Source organism: Streptomyces sp. NPDC058198, assembly GCF_042882605.1.
Taxonomy (GTDB): domain Bacteria; phylum Actinomycetota; class Actinomycetes; order Streptomycetales; family Streptomycetaceae; genus Streptomyces.
Window position 1 is genome coordinate 864,321 of the sequence record NZ_JBHVVP010000001.1, and the last position, 13,545, is coordinate 877,865.

The 13,545-nt window shown below is 71.8% G+C and carries 14 protein-coding genes; 6 read left to right on the forward strand and 8 right to left on the reverse strand.

The features are described 5' to 3' along the window. Positions 1-6 precede the first annotated feature (6 nt). The 3 genes from ACFVWW_RS03830 to ACFVWW_RS03840 all read right to left on the reverse strand — a co-directional run bounded on the left by ACFVWW_RS03830 (position 7) and on the right by ACFVWW_RS03840 (position 4,128). Entirely contained in the window at positions 7-768 is a 762-nt protein-coding gene (locus tag ACFVWW_RS03830; protein WP_384190842.1) for a DeoR/GlpR family DNA-binding transcription regulator, read from the reverse strand. Positions 769-1,196: 428 nt separating this feature from the next. Next, the gene (locus tag ACFVWW_RS03835; protein ID WP_384184236.1) at positions 1,197-2,945 is read right to left on the reverse strand and encodes a discoidin domain-containing protein; all 1,749 of its coding nucleotides are present in this window, start codon (positions 2,943-2,945) and stop codon (positions 1,197-1,199) included. Between the two features lie 76 nt (positions 2,946-3,021). Continuing rightward, positions 3,022-4,128, reverse strand: a complete 1,107-nt coding sequence (locus tag ACFVWW_RS03840; protein WP_384184239.1) for a DUF1996 domain-containing protein — start codon at positions 4,126-4,128, stop codon at positions 3,022-3,024. Positions 4,129-4,539: 411 nt separating this feature from the next. Between ACFVWW_RS03840 and gndA the strand changes: the two genes are divergently transcribed. Beyond that, the gene (gndA, locus tag ACFVWW_RS03845; protein ID WP_386875737.1) at positions 4,540-5,982 is read left to right on the forward strand and encodes an NADP-dependent phosphogluconate dehydrogenase; all 1,443 of its coding nucleotides are present in this window, start codon (positions 4,540-4,542) and stop codon (positions 5,980-5,982) included. Here gndA and ACFVWW_RS03850 read toward each other — a convergent pair whose 3' ends face one another. The 4 genes from ACFVWW_RS03850 to ACFVWW_RS03865 form a co-directional block, all read right to left on the reverse strand. Further along, complete coding sequence (locus ACFVWW_RS03850) at positions 5,983-6,210, reverse strand: hypothetical protein (RefSeq protein ID WP_384184245.1); 228 nt, start codon at positions 6,208-6,210, stop codon at positions 5,983-5,985. A 120-nt stretch (positions 6,211-6,330) separates the two neighbouring features. Beyond that, positions 6,331-6,957, reverse strand: coding sequence for an aspartate/glutamate racemase family protein (locus ACFVWW_RS03855; protein WP_386876729.1), 627 nt, complete (start codon positions 6,955-6,957; stop codon positions 6,331-6,333). A gap of 218 nt (positions 6,958-7,175) precedes the next feature. After that, entirely contained in the window at positions 7,176-7,520 is a 345-nt protein-coding gene (locus tag ACFVWW_RS03860; RefSeq protein WP_386875739.1) for a GNAT family N-acetyltransferase, read from the reverse strand. Positions 7,521-7,544: 24 nt separating this feature from the next. Beyond that, positions 7,545-8,075, reverse strand: a complete 531-nt coding sequence (locus ACFVWW_RS03865) for a DoxX family protein (RefSeq protein ID WP_384337730.1) — start codon at positions 8,073-8,075, stop codon at positions 7,545-7,547. 203 nt (positions 8,076-8,278) lie between these two features. On the opposite strand from ACFVWW_RS03865, the gene ACFVWW_RS03870 reads away from it, so the two are divergent. The 3 genes from ACFVWW_RS03870 to ACFVWW_RS03880 all read left to right on the forward strand — a co-directional run bounded on the left by ACFVWW_RS03870 (position 8,279) and on the right by ACFVWW_RS03880 (position 10,713). Then, positions 8,279-8,701: a DUF350 domain-containing protein gene (locus tag ACFVWW_RS03870; protein WP_384184253.1), complete on the forward strand. Its 423-nt coding sequence runs from the start codon at positions 8,279-8,281 to the stop codon at positions 8,699-8,701. A 105-nt stretch (positions 8,702-8,806) separates the two neighbouring features. Further along, entirely contained in the window at positions 8,807-9,817 is a 1,011-nt protein-coding gene (locus ACFVWW_RS03875) for an SPFH domain-containing protein (RefSeq protein ID WP_384184256.1), read from the forward strand. Continuing rightward, positions 9,814-10,713: a hypothetical protein gene (locus ACFVWW_RS03880; RefSeq protein ID WP_386875742.1), complete on the forward strand. Its 900-nt coding sequence runs from the start codon at positions 9,814-9,816 to the stop codon at positions 10,711-10,713. The genes ACFVWW_RS03875 and ACFVWW_RS03880 overlap by 4 nt, the downstream gene beginning before the upstream one ends. 85 nt (positions 10,714-10,798) lie before the next feature. Here ACFVWW_RS03880 and ACFVWW_RS03885 read toward each other — a convergent pair whose 3' ends face one another. Then, positions 10,799-12,046, reverse strand: a complete 1,248-nt coding sequence (locus ACFVWW_RS03885; RefSeq protein WP_386875744.1) for an SGNH/GDSL hydrolase family protein — start codon at positions 12,044-12,046, stop codon at positions 10,799-10,801. A gap of 158 nt (positions 12,047-12,204) precedes the next feature. Between ACFVWW_RS03885 and ACFVWW_RS03890 the strand changes: the two genes are divergently transcribed. Together ACFVWW_RS03890 and ACFVWW_RS03895 are read left to right on the forward strand one after the other, a co-directional pair. Then, a complete protein-coding gene (locus tag ACFVWW_RS03890; RefSeq protein WP_384184265.1) occupies positions 12,205-12,777 on the forward strand; it encodes an RNA polymerase sigma factor in 573 nt (190 codons plus the stop codon). Continuing rightward, positions 12,764-13,342, forward strand: coding sequence for a hypothetical protein (locus ACFVWW_RS03895; protein WP_386875746.1), 579 nt, complete (start codon positions 12,764-12,766; stop codon positions 13,340-13,342). The genes ACFVWW_RS03890 and ACFVWW_RS03895 overlap by 14 nt, the downstream gene beginning before the upstream one ends. The last annotated feature ends 203 nt before the right edge of the window (positions 13,343-13,545 follow it).

Here is a 13,545-nt window from a genome sequence, read left to right on the forward strand (position 1 = left end):
GCGGGTTCAGACGCGGATGACCTGCGGTCCGAGGAGGGAGTAGCGCTGCGCCTCCGCCGAGGGCAGCCCCGAGTCCGTGACGATCGATTCGAAGTCGCTGACCTCGGCGAACCGGCAGAAGCTGACCGCGCCGAACTTGGTATGGATGCCGGCGAAGACACGGCGCCGCGCGCTGCGCATCGCCTGGGCCTTCACCTCGCTGACGGCCGGATCGGGGGTGGTCAGGCCGTATTCACGGGAGATGCCGTTGGCTCCGACGTACGCCAGGTCGATGACGAATTCGGAGAGCATCCGGGTGGTCCAGTGGTCGACCGTGGCCATCGTGGAACCGCGCACCCGGCCGCCGAGCAGCAGCACGGCGATCTTCTCCGCGTCGGCGAGTGCGGTCGCCACCGCGAGGGACGCGGTGACCACGGTCAGCGGCCGGTCCCGGGGCAGGGCCTCGGCGACGAGCTGGGGGGTGAAGCCCTCGTCGACGAAGACCGTTTCCGCGTCGCCGAGGAGATCGGCGGCGGCCGCCGCGATCCGTGACTTCTGGGGTACGAGGCGGGTGGTCCGTACCGCGAGAGTCGTCTCGAACCCGGCGCTCTCCACCGGATAGGCGCCGCCATGGGTGCGCCGCACCAGCCCGTGTTCCTCCAGGGCGTGCAGATCGCGCCGGACGGTCTCCTTGGCCACATGAAGCTTCCCGGCCAGTGCGGTGACTTCCACTGACCCGTCACGTCGGGCGATCTCAAGAATTTCTCGTCGGCGCTCGTCGGTGTCCACGACAACACACTTCCCTGCTTGCTGCGGCTCAGCACCCGTTCGGGCTCATGCGTCGTTTGTACAAGCAAGAGACCGGCGGCGACCAGGCTCTTCGCAGCATCGACTGTGCCCGTTCAGGCCCGTTTCACCCAGGGCATCTGCGCTGATCAAGGCCGTGAACGGGGTCGGTGTTACCCGGATCACTGCCCGATTTAAGCCAGGTCCGTGCCCGTTCGGTGCCCGAGGCGGTACGGACTTTGCCGCCAACCGGAGCCCGTACCCGAGCGCCCGGCCGGGCGTCGGCCATGTGCCGACCGCGTCCTGGCCCGGTCCCGGCTGTGTCCCGCGCACAGCAGAATCCGCGGCGGGCCACGGACTGCCGTGGCCCGCCGCGGACTGCCGGGCCGCGCCGACAGCGGGGTGGAGACGGCGCGGCCCGGGCTACGAACTCAGCTGTACACGCCGAACTCGTAGAGCGAGTAGCCCCACGGGGTGCCCCGTACGGACGCGTTGACCCTCACATAGCGGGCGTTGCCGGTGACGTCGTAGTCATCGATCCCGCCATTGCCGTCGGTGACGGTGCGCAGGGTCGTCCAGTCCTGGCCGTTGTCGGAGGTCTGAAGGGTGTAGCCCTTGGCGTACGCGGCCTCCCAGGCGAGCTGCACATGACGGAACGCGGTCTTGGCGCCCAGATCGACCTGGATCCACTGCCCGTCGCTCCAGTCACTCGCCCACCGGGTGTCGAGCGAGCCGTCCACCGCGTTCCCCGCGGTGCAGGGGCAGCCGGTTCCGGTCGGCTGGAACGTGGAGGCCGTGGCCGGCTTGCCCCTGGCGATGTTGGTCCCGCCGACCGGCGGCGGCACTACCTTGAACGACTTCGTCTCGATGCCGACATTACCCTTGCCGTCGGAGGCCTTGATGTAGACCTTCCACACGCCGAGCCGCTCGGGGGCGGTCACCTTGAAGGTGCCGTTGCCCTGGGCGGTGAACTGCGCGTCGTTCAACTGACCCGCGTTGTCCAGGTACTTGCTGCCGACGAGCACCTGGTAGGAGAGCGGATCGCCGTCCGGGTCCGCGATCGAGGCGCGGATCGTGAACTCCCGGCCGGCCGGGACCGAGGCGGCCCCGTCGACGGTCATCGAGGAGATCACGGGCGGCGTGTTGTCCCGGGAGGTGTCACCGCCGTACGCCTTCTTGACCGCGTAGTACGACAGCCGCTTCTGTCCTGCGGGCAGCAGGTTGAACCAGACGCCGCCGAAGTCGTACTCCGTGCCGTAGTGGAAGAGCGTCGCCCCGAGCGCCACTCCCCGGTGCCCGGTGACGCAGTCCCAGGCCTTGGTGTAGCCGGCCGCCTTCGCGGTGTCCGCGGGTTCGTCGGGCACTCCGTTGGCGTCGTTCGGCACCTCCCACTCGCCGGCCGGGCCGCCCTCGGTGACGATGTACGGCTTGGTGTAGCCGCCGGACTCCCAGGTCTGCTTGATGTTGCACACATCGCCGTAGGAGTTCACGGCGTACAGATCGAGGTCGGGCGCGTTGCGCTTGTAGTACGGCCAGGCCCCGGTCCACGCGTCGGTCGAGGTCACCGGGTGGTTGGGGTCGACGGCGTGGATCTTCTTCGCGATCTCATTGACGAAGGTGGTGTACGCGTTGCGCTGCTGCTCCAGCGCGTCCCCGCTGTAGCAGTTCTGCAGCCCGAGGACGGACTCGTTGCCGACGTTCCACATCAGCACGCCCGGGTGGTCCTTGTAGGTGTCCACCCACTTGGGGAACTCCGCGAGCATGTCGTTCTTGTACGTGGTGTCCGTGAGGTAGTTGACGCAGCCACCGCTGCCGGGACCGCCCCCCGGCTGGAGCCAGAACCCGGCGATCACCTTGACCCGGTTGGCGGCCGCCGCGTCGAAGAGCGGCTTGCTGGTGGCGTCGGTGCCCCAGGTCCGTACGGTATTGGCGCCCATCGACGCGACGTCGGGCATATAGCGCGCGGCATCGGCCACGGCGGGGCCCCAGGTCAGGCCCTTGACCTGGTAGGGCGCTCCGTCGACGGTGAGCTGCCAGTTTCCCTGCGATCCGGTGACCTTGACGACGCTGCCCGCGGCGTGGGCGGCCGGGGCCGGGAGGGCCACGGCGCACGCGGCGAGCAGGGCGGTGACGGCGAGCGGGGCCGCCGCCCGCCGCTTTCTGATGGCTGGTCGGTACATGGGGTGCTGTCCCCTCTGGGGTGGGAGAGCGCTCTCCCCCATGGGCGCGGAGCACCCACGAGGGAGAGCGCGACGGTCAGGGCAGTTCGTAGTTCGCGTTGAGCGCGGCGCCGGCCTCGGGATGGGCCTGGTCGTACCCGCGGGCGTCACACTGGAGACCCTCGATGACGCAGTGCTGCGTCAGGGCCCTCAGCGTGGCGTCGTCCCAGGCGTTGAAGAAGTCGTAGTGGAAGGAGTGGCCGGTTCCGCTGGCCAGCCTGACCTGCGACATATCGCCGTTGACGGGCCAGGCCATCTTGAACTCGATCATCGGCAGGGCCACCGGGTGCGAGGTGGGGCAGACGTCCTGGTTGGCGCCCTGGGCGGTCGGATAGGCCATATGGCTCTGGTGATTGGGCGTGTCCAGGTACTTGCCGTCCCAGCAACTGGGTGCCTGGAAGCGCAGGTTGAGCTGCACGTCCTGGGCGGTCGGGCAGCTCGCCGGGAATTCGGTGTTGTTGTACGACTCCCCGCACTCCCAGCCCTCCACCCAGCCCGGGTGGTTACGGAACTGTTCGGCGGTCTGCATCGGGTTGCCGACCACGAAGCGCAGCCCCTTGGGGAACGGCCGCACGCTCCGGTAGTCGGTGACGCCCGACTTGTAGTAGATGGTCTGCGGGCCGACCGGGCGGATCTCCTGAGCGCCCTTGTAGAGGGTCGGCATCCAGTACGCGGACTTGTCACCGGGCGCCTTGCACGCGGTGCCGCCGCCGCTCAGCGAAGCGGTGGTGCTCGCGGCATCGGTCGTGGTGTTGCCCATGAAGGTGTGGTTGTGCGACGCGCCGGGCTGGCCCGGGAAGACGATCGGGTCGTCCGGCCTGGCGTGCGAGACCGTGCAGTTCGCCTGGAACTCGTGGAAGTAACGGTGCGGCGGAATCTCGGCGGACGGCACCACCCCGGTCACGGGCGGATTCGCCGGAATGTATCCGTCCCCGTCGGGATCGTCGCCGGACGGTACGGGGACGGCCGGGGCCATCTTGTGCCCGGCGTGGGCTGCCTTCGCCGCCGCGGCCGGGTGTTCGGCCGCGCGCGCGGTGGCGGTGGTGGCGTCCGGGATCGCGGTGAGCCCGAAGGCCACCAGGGCCAGGGCGGTGGCGACGAGCAACGCGGACACCAGGGCGGTTCTGCGGAATCTATCGGCCATGCGGACCTCCATGCCGCTCTTCGTCCGCACACGTCGGGTGTGCGGTGGGGGGGAGAGTGGAGCTGGATGGTGCACCGCGGAGAGCCGTACCCGTGTTCGGCGAGAAGCCGGAATCCTGTGGGAGAGCGCTCTCCAAAGCGGTGCCAGTGTTACGCCGCCGCTGAGAGAGTGTCAATACTTCGTGAACGATCCCCGGTCCGCGCGCTGTTGCCGCCGGCCCGGTAACGGCGGTCCCGGCGGTGCATCCGGCCCACACCCCCTCGCGTTCGTAGGGTGAACACGGCACGATGCGACAGGCCCGGAAATGCGGAACCCTCCGGGCGGCTTGACGATTGACGAACGGCCGTGTCCGGCAGTACGTATCCCTACGGGCGGGCGCGGCACATCCGACGGACATCCAGGAGCGCACGCATGAGTGGTACTGCCCAGATCGGCGTCACGGGGCTTGCGGTGATGGGCCGCAACCTCGCCCGGAACTTCGCCCGCAACGGCCTCACCGTCGCCGTGCACAACCGCACCGCGTCGAAGACCCGTGCGCTGGTGGACGAGTTCGGCGACGAGGGCACCTTTGTCGCCGCGGAGTCCGCGGCGGACTTCGTCGCGGCGCTGGAGCGCCCGCGCCGTCTCATCATCATGGTGAAGGCCGGCGATCCGACGGACGCCGTGATCCAGGAGTTCGCCCCGCTGCTGGAGAAGGGCGACGTCATCATCGACGGCGGCAACGCCCACTTCGCCGACACCCGCCGCCGCGAGAAGGAGCTGCGCGAGCGCGGCATCCACTTCGTCGGCGTCGGCATCTCGGGCGGCGAGGAGGGCGCGCTGCACGGTCCCAGCATCATGCCGGGCGGCTCCGCAGAGTCGTACGCGTCGCTCGGCCCGCTGCTGGAGAAGATCGCCGCGAAGGCGCCCGACGGAGCGCCCACCGTCGCCCATATCGGTCCGGACGGCGCGGGCCACTTCGTGAAGATGGTCCACAACGGCATCGAGTACGCCGACATGCAGCTGATCGCCGAGGCGTACCACCTGCTGCGGTCCGTCGCGGGCTACTCCCCCGCCCGGATCGCGGAGACCTTCAGGACCTGGAACACCGGCCGGCTCGACTCGTACCTGATCGACATCACGGCGGAGGTGCTCGCCCACACGGACGAGGCGACCGGCAAGCCGTTCGTGGACATCGTCACCGACCAGGCCGAGCAGAAGGGCACCGGACGCTGGACCGTACAGATCGCCCTCGATCTGGGCGTGCCGGTCTCCGGCATCGCCGAGGCGGTCTTCGCGCGCTCCCTGTCCGGGCACGCGGCGCTGCGTGAGGCGTCCCGCTCACTGGCGGGCCCGGCGGCTGCGCCGCTGGACGAGGCCGCCGCGGCGCGCTTCGCCGACCAGGTCGAGCAGGCGCTCTACGCGTCCAAGATCGTCTCGTACACCCAGGGCTTCCACCAGATCCAGGCGGGCAGTGAGGAGTACGGCTGGGACATCGACCTCGGTTCGGTCGCCGCGATCTGGCGGGCGGGCTGCATCATCCGTGCCGCGTTCCTCGACCGGATCCGCGAGGCGTACGACACGCAGCGCGACCTGCCGAGTCTGCTGTCCGACAAGCAGTTCGCCGAGGAGATCGGCGCGGCGCAGGACGACTGGCGCGCGGTGATCGCCGCCGCGGTGCACCAGGGTGTCCCGACACCGGGCTTCTCCGCGGCGCTCGCGTACTACGACGCGCTGCGCGCGGAGCGGCTGCCCGCCGCGCTCACCCAGGCGCAGCGCGACTTCTTCGGCGCGCACACCTACCGGCGCACCGACCGTGAGGGCTCGTTCCACACCCTGTGGGGCGGCGACCGTTCCGAGGTCGCGGCCGGCTGATCAGCCGAGCGGCCCGGGTGCGGGCTCCGGCTCCGGTACGGGGTCGGGGCCCGGCGGGCTGGGAATCGGGTCCGGCGTGGGCACCGGCGAGGGGCGCGGCGGGGGCGCCGGGGTCGGCGGCGGCGAGGGAACGGGCGCCGGTCCCGGCAGCGGTCCCGGCTCGGGTCCTGGCGGGCCGGGGGTCGGCGTGGGCGAGGGCGGTACGGGGTCGGGGTAAGGGCTGGTCATGCCTGACCTCCAGTAGTGCGGGTCGTGCGTTCCCAATGTCTCGTGGTGCGCCTGCCCACGCGCGCCGGGTCCACTCATGATCCGCGGGCCGCCCGTCAGGGTGATCCGCGGGGCCGCCCGTCAGGCCCCGGCGGCGGCCGCGGCGGCGGCCAGCCCGGGGCGCGGGCTGGAGAGCACCGGCGTGGTGTTGGTGGTGCGCCGCGCCGCGTCGGCCATCGAGACCTGGGCCAGCACGATCACATCCGCCGCCGTGACGCTGTCGACGGCGGCGGCGACCGCGTCCAGATAGCCGTCGCGGTCACCGGCCTCGAAGCGTGCCCAGGCGCCCTCCACCACCAGCGTACGCAGATCCACCGGGCGTCCCGCCGCCTCCTCGCGGATCAGCTCGGCCGTCGGTTCCAGTGTGCTCTCCAGCGCGGCCACCACCACGACCCGGCCGGCCGAGGCCGCCGCGCGCGCCATCGGCCGGTCGACCCGCAGCACCGGCACGCCGAGGGCCTCGCCGGCCCGTTCGGCCACCCCGCCGATCGTGGAGCAGGTGCAGAGCACGGCGCTCGCCCCCGCCGCGACGGCGGCGGCGAGCGCCGCTTCGACGCCGGCCGCCACGGCCTGAGGCCCCTCGGCCACAGCCCGGGCGAGGAGGTCCTCGTGGACCAGATGCCGCAGGGCGAGCCCCGGATGGCCGGCGTCCCGCAGCGCGTCGAAGACCGGTACATGGACCGGGGAGGTGTGCAGCAGCGCAAGCATGATCGCCATGCTAACGACCTGGTGCACGATAGCCAGTGGATCAGCGAGCGGCGTCTTGCGGCTTCGCATCCAAGGCGGAGGAGGGAGGCGACGCGGAGCGTCGTCGACTGACGACAACGCCGGAGGCGGAGTCGCAGGGCGTCGGGAGCCCGCTGGCTATCGTGCACCAGGTCGTAAGAGCCCGACAGGCTCTAGGGCTGTTGTGCCACAGGCGCGTTTCACCGGCGTGGGGGGCCGGCCTTCAGCTGTTCCTCCGCGGCCCTGACCGCGTCGGCCGGGGCCGCGGGGGCCTCGTCGGGATGGCGGCGCGCCCATCCGGACGCGTACGGGCACAGCGGTACGACCGGCACGCCCTCGCGCCCGGCCATCGCGTAGAACTCCCGTACCAGCGCGCCCGCGATGCCCTTCCCCTCATGGCTCTCCTCCACCACGGTGTGCACGGCGACCAGTGCGGCGGGGGTGGCGTCCAGGGTGAAGTAGACGATGAGGCCGACGACCTGGCCGTCCTCGTACGCCTCCAGGCGGCCCTTCGGCCGGTTGTCGCGGATGTCGATGTCCGCCATGACGGCTGCCTCCCTGCCGCGCCGTCAGTTCGCGCCCTCGTCGGCGGCCGCCTCCAGCGCCTTGGCCCGCTTGTGGATGATCACCGCGGCCGCGGCCGCGCTCGTCACGAAGGCGGCCGGGACCATCCAGTCCTGGTTGAGGCGGTGACAGGTGGCGTGGTCGAGCGAGTAGCGTCCGGCCCCCATGAGGCCGATGCACGCCGCGGTCCAGCCGAGGAAGCCCGGATGCTCCAGGCCGCCCGCCTGGTTGAAGAACCCGTTGGGGACATGGACCGAGACCGCCGCCGCCATGCCGCCCGCCGCCGCGGCCCCGGCCGCCGGGGTGGCCAGGCCCAGGGCCAGCAGCAGCCCGCCGCCGGCCTCGGCCAGCCCGGAGGCGACGGCGCTCGGCCTGCCCGGCCGGAAGCCCATGGCCTCCATGCCCTGACCGGTCCCGTTGATCCCGGCGCCGCCGAACCAGCCGAACAGTTTCTGGGTGCCGTGCGCCGCGAGCACCGCTCCGGCGCCGAGCCGCAGGGCGAGCAGGCCGAGGTCGTGCCGGTTCTGACGGGTCATGGCGGGCTCCGGGTGTCGGGGAGGTGTGGACGTACGACTCCACTCTCTGCGGCGCGGCGCGCGGGGGGTCAGCGTTGCTGGGCCGTACGGGTCAGACGGGGCGCGGGGTCCGTGCGATACATTTTGCGGCGCCTTTGCCTCGATCGGCTTCAGCCACCTTCAGCCACCTTCAGCCACCTTCAGCCGCGGAGACGGACTACTCAATGAGCGACATAGTCAATGGACTTGGCCGGGCCGGTGCCTACGGGGCACTCGGTGTGGTCCTGCTGATCCTCGGCATCGTCCTGGTGGACATGCTGACCCCCGGAAAGCTCGGCAAGCAGATCTGGGAGGAGCGCAACCGCAACGCCGCGATCCTCCTCAGCTCGGCCCTGCTGGGCATCGGCGGCATCGTGTTCACGTCGATCTGGACGACGTACGACGACTTCGGCAAGGGGCTCGCGTCGACCGCCCTGTTCGGGCTGCTGGGCCTGGTGATGATGGCGGTGGCGTTCCTGGTGGTCGATCTCGTCACGCCGGGGAAGCTGGGAGCGACGCTGGTGGAGCCGGAGCCGCATCCGGCGGTGTGGGTGACGGCGTCCTGCAACATCGCGGTCTCCGCGATCATCTCGGCGTCCATCGCCTGACCCCCGGGATTCCCCTGCGAACGGGCCCGCCCCCCTCTTTCGTCACCTTGACGATAACGGACCCCCTCGATAGCGTCTTCTTGACGAGAAGAGGGGGTCCTTTCCATGGCCGACATCACCCGGCGCCTCGGCCGGCGCCATCTGCGCTCCGCGCCCACCGCCCATATCCGCCACCACCGGCGCGGCCGGCTCGTCCACGACGGTCCCGGGCTGAGCTTCTGGTTCCGGGCGCTGACCGCCGCGCTCTCCGAGATCCCGGTGGACGACCGCGAGTTGGCGATGGCCTTCCACGCGCGTACGTCGGACTTCCAGGACGTCACCGTGCAGGCCACCGTGACGTACCGGATCAGCGAACCCGCCACCGCGGCCGCCCGACTGGACTTCTCCATCGACCCGGACACCGGCGTCTGGCGCGGCGCCCCGCTGGAGCAGATCTCCACCCTGCTCACCGAGACCGCCCAGCAGCACGCGCTCGACGTACTGGCCCGTACCTCGCTCTCGGAAACCCTGGCGGACGGCGTGGCGTCGGTACGGGAGCGGATCTCCGGCGGTCTGGCGGCGGAACCGCGGCTGCCCGCCACCGGGATCGAGGTGGTGGCGGCCCGGGTCGTCGCCATCCGCCCGGAGCCCGAGGTGGAGCGCGCGCTGCGCACCCCCACGCGGGAACAGATCCAGCAGGAGGCGGACCGGGCCACCTATGAGCGCCGCGCCGTGGCCGTGGAGCGCGAGCGCGCCATCGCGGAGAACGAACTCGCCAGCAAGATCGAACTGGCCCGCAGGGAGGAACGGCTGGTCGAGCAACAGGGCGCCAACGCCCGCCGTGAGGCCGAGGAGAGCGCGGCGGCGGACGCCATACGCGCCGAGGCCGAGGCGCTGCGTACCGTACGGCTGGCCAAGGCGCAGGCCGAGGCCGCGCGGGAGACCGGCGAGGCGCGGGCCGGCGCCCAGTCCGCCTGGCTGCGGGTCCACGGCGATGCGGACGCCGCCACGCTGCACGCGCTGGCCGCCACCAGGCTCGCCGAGAACCTGCCGCGCATCGACAGCGTCACCCTCTCCCCCGATGTCCTCACCGGCCTGCTGGCCAAGCTCGGCGGGGCGGGCGGGGAGCGGCGGTGAGCCTCGCGCCGCGCGCGGTGCTGGTGCACCGCACCAGTGAGTACGAGGAGCTGCTCACCCGGCACGGCACCCACGGCCAGGCCGCCTTCTTCCTCTCCTCGCGCGGCCGGTCCATCGAGGAGGTGGCGGAGCGTCACCACCGGGCGCGGAGGGCGCTCGCCGAGGTGGCGGCCGCTGTGCCCTTGCAATGGCGGCAGGCGCGGGTGGAGCGGGCGGACCTGGACCGGTTCCTGTTCGCCCCCGAGGATGTGGTGATCGTCGTGGGCCAGGACGGACTGGTCGCCAACGCCGCCAAGTATCTGTCGGGCCAGCCGGTGGTCGGGATCGACACGGACCCGGGCCGCAACCCGGGTGTGCTGGTACGCCATCGGGCGGCCGACGCGGCCGGACTGCTGCGGGCGGCGGCCGCCCGCGCCGGCTCCGTCGACGAGCTGACCATGGTGGAGGCGGTCGCCGACGACAGCGAGCGGCTGCTCGCGCTCAACGAGATCTATCTCGGCCGGCCGGGCCACCAGACCGCCCGCTACCGCCTCGGCCCTGACGACGGGACGGCTCCCGGCGAGGCCCAGGCGTCGTCCGGCGTGCTGGTCGGCACCGGCACGGGCGCCACGGGCTGGCTGCGCTCGCTGCGGCGGGAACGCGGCAGCGCCCTGCCGCTTCCCGGTCCCACCGACAACCGGCTGATCTGGTACGTCAGGGAGGCCTGGCCCTCCCCCGCCACCGGCACCTCGCTGGTGGAAGGGGTGCTGGCCGACACGGAACGGCTGCGGCTCACCGTCGAGTCCGACCGGCTGGTGGCCTTCGGCGACGGCATGGAGAGCGACGCGCTGGAGCTGACATGGGGTCAGACGGTCCGGCTGGGCAGATCCGCGACGTCTCTGCGGCTGCTCGGCTGAGCCCGCCTCTTCGGCGGGTCACTGACAAGGGGGCGAGGGCGCGGGCCTCCGCCCCCCAGGCCAGGTCAGCGGGTGGGGGCGGGGGTCAGCGGTCGCAGCGCAGGCTCGGAATACTGACGGTGTCCCCCATGACCTTCATGCCCGCGTCGTTCGGGTGCAGATGGTCCCCGCTGTCGTACGCGGGCAGGATCTTCGCCGGGGCGGCCGGGTCCTTGACCGCCGCGTCGAAGTCCACGACCCCGTCGAACGCGCCGCTCCGGATGAAGGAGTTGACCGCCTGGCGGACCGCTTCGCCGCCCTCGTTCCACTCCTGCCAGCCCTGGTACGGCATGACGGTCGCCCCGACCACACAGGCGCCGGCGGCATGTGTCCGCTCGATGATCTGACGGTATCCGTCGATCAGCTGGGCCGCCGTGGGCGCGGGGTTGGCCTTGATGTCGTTGACCCCTTCGAGCAGGATCACCGTGCGCAGACCCCGCTGCGACAGGACGTCCCGGTTCAGCCGCTTCAGCGCGCTCTGCCCGGCGCCGTCGGAGAGGACCTTGTTGCCGGAGATCCCCTCGTTGGCGACACCCTTGAGGGTGGTACCGGCGTCGCTCCGCAGCCGGCCCGCGAGGAAGTCGGGCCAGCGGCGGTTGGCGTCCCCGGTGGAGATGGAGCCGTCGGTGATCGAGTCCCCGAGAGCCACGACGGCGCCGGTACCGGCCGGGGCGTCGACCACCACCGCGTCCAGGTAGTAACGGGAGCCCGTCTGCTGGGTGTAGGACGTGGCGGCCTCCTCGGCGGCGTGGTTGCCGGCGGGCGCGATGTAGGAAGTCTGGAGCCCCTGCCGGTGACCGGTGGCCGTGCCGGCCGCGTTCTGTACGTAGACGCTGATAGCCAGATCGGACTGCGGGCCCACGGTGCCGCGCAGCGGGTCGCTGTAGACGGATCCGCCCGGCGGGACGGTCACCGACGGAGCGCCGGCGAAGGACAGCGCGCGGTTGCTGCCGGGCACCAGCGCGGCGCCGGAGGACCGTACACCCGCGTAGGCGCGGCCGAAGGTCACCGGCTGCTCACCGAAGGCGTTGGACAGCCGGATCCGCAGCCCGCTTCCGCCGGCGCTGGTGTGCACGACGATCCGGTGGGTCCGCGCGGGGACGGCCGTGTCCAGCCGGTCGGCGCTGGCGGCCCAGGTGACGACGGGGGTGGTGGCGGCCGGTGCGTGGGCGGTGGCCGGTACGGAGGCGGTGGTAAGGGCGAAGGACGCGGTCGGGACCGCGAGGACGGTGCCGAGAGCGAGGGCGAGGACGGCGGCCGCGCGCCAGGCGCGGGGTAACTCCGGTCTGTTCATTGCGGGTTGGTCCCTCTCCAGCGATGGTCGTGCTCATGTCAGTAATGGCACGCACGGAAAGCGCTACCGGTTCGACTTTCGAACGGATTTCGGACGGTCCCGATACCCCGGGGGCGTTCCGGTTGGCCGGGGCCCACGGTGGGAATTCATGGGGACCGATGGCCCTCGACGAAGAGACCGGCCCCCCTCCTCCCGGACGGACGCCGTTCGACACCCTGTTCTGCGCGCTGCTGCCCAGGCTGTACCGCAGGGCCGTGATGCTGTCCGGGGCGCGCCAGTCGGCGGAGGACGCGGTCCATGAGACGTATCTGAAGCTGGTGGCCGGCCCGGAACGGCTGCTGGCCCACCCGGAGCCGTACGCCTACGCCTTCGCGGCGCTGCTGAGCGCCGTACGCGACGCGCGCAGGAAGGAGATACGGCAGGTGCCGACCGAGGACCCCGGCGCGGCGCAGGCTCACGGCTGGGACGGCGGACTGGCGCGGCGGCAGAGCGAGTGGGAAGCGCTGCGGCTGCTGAGCCGGCTGTCGGCGCGGCAGGCCGGAGTGGTGATCCTGGTGGATCTCGACGGCTACACCATCGACCAGGCCGCGAAGATCATGAAGGTGCACCGGGGTACGGCCGCCCGGCACCGCGCCCGCGCGCTGGAGAAACTGCGCACCCTGGCCGCCGAGGGCCAGGACGCCCGGGAGGGCCGGAACATCCGGGACGGAGAGCGCCATGAGCAGGCCTGACGACGACCCCGTGGCCGCGGCCCTGCGCGAACGGCTGCGGGCCGCCGAGGAGGAGATAGGTCTCCCGCACGGCCTGTGGGAGCGCGTCCGCTCCCCCGCGTCGGCGCCCCGCAGGGCGGACCGGCTTCCGCACCCCGTCCTGGCCGCCGTGCTGGCGGCGGCGTCAGTGGCCGCGGTCGCCCTCGGGGCGTGGTGGCCGACGAGTTCAGGTGCCGGCCGGCCGGCACCTGAACTCGCGCCGCCCGCCGACAGCGCGGGAACGGCCATGAGCGTGTACCACGCGGTCCGCGGCTGCCGTGGACCGCGCACGACGGAGTGCGCGCTGCGCCTAGCGGTGGATCCGTACGCGCGCTACGCGGCGCAGGGCAACCAGGTCACGCCGGTCTGGCACGACGACCGGCTGACGGCACGCTGTGCGATCGATGACGGCACCCGGACCGAGGACGAGTCGGGCATCTCCTCGACGCGCTGGTATCTGGTGCGGACCCCCCAGGGCCGGCACGGCTGGCTGCCGGGGGTCCGCACCCGCGACGCGCCGGACGTGCCGGAGTGCCTCACCGACTGAGCCCCTGTGACGCAGGTCACTCCGGAAGGTGTCATACGGGGAGGGCCCGCCGATCGTGTAGTGCGTGTACGGCGGGCCCCGCACGGGCCGCCTCATGAACACACGGCGTGTGCCGCGTACCCCCACGCACGGCACGCGCCGTGTCCCCACGCCGGTGGAGGCGCGGGGCCGTCGCGATCACCTGTGTGCATCCATCCCAGGAG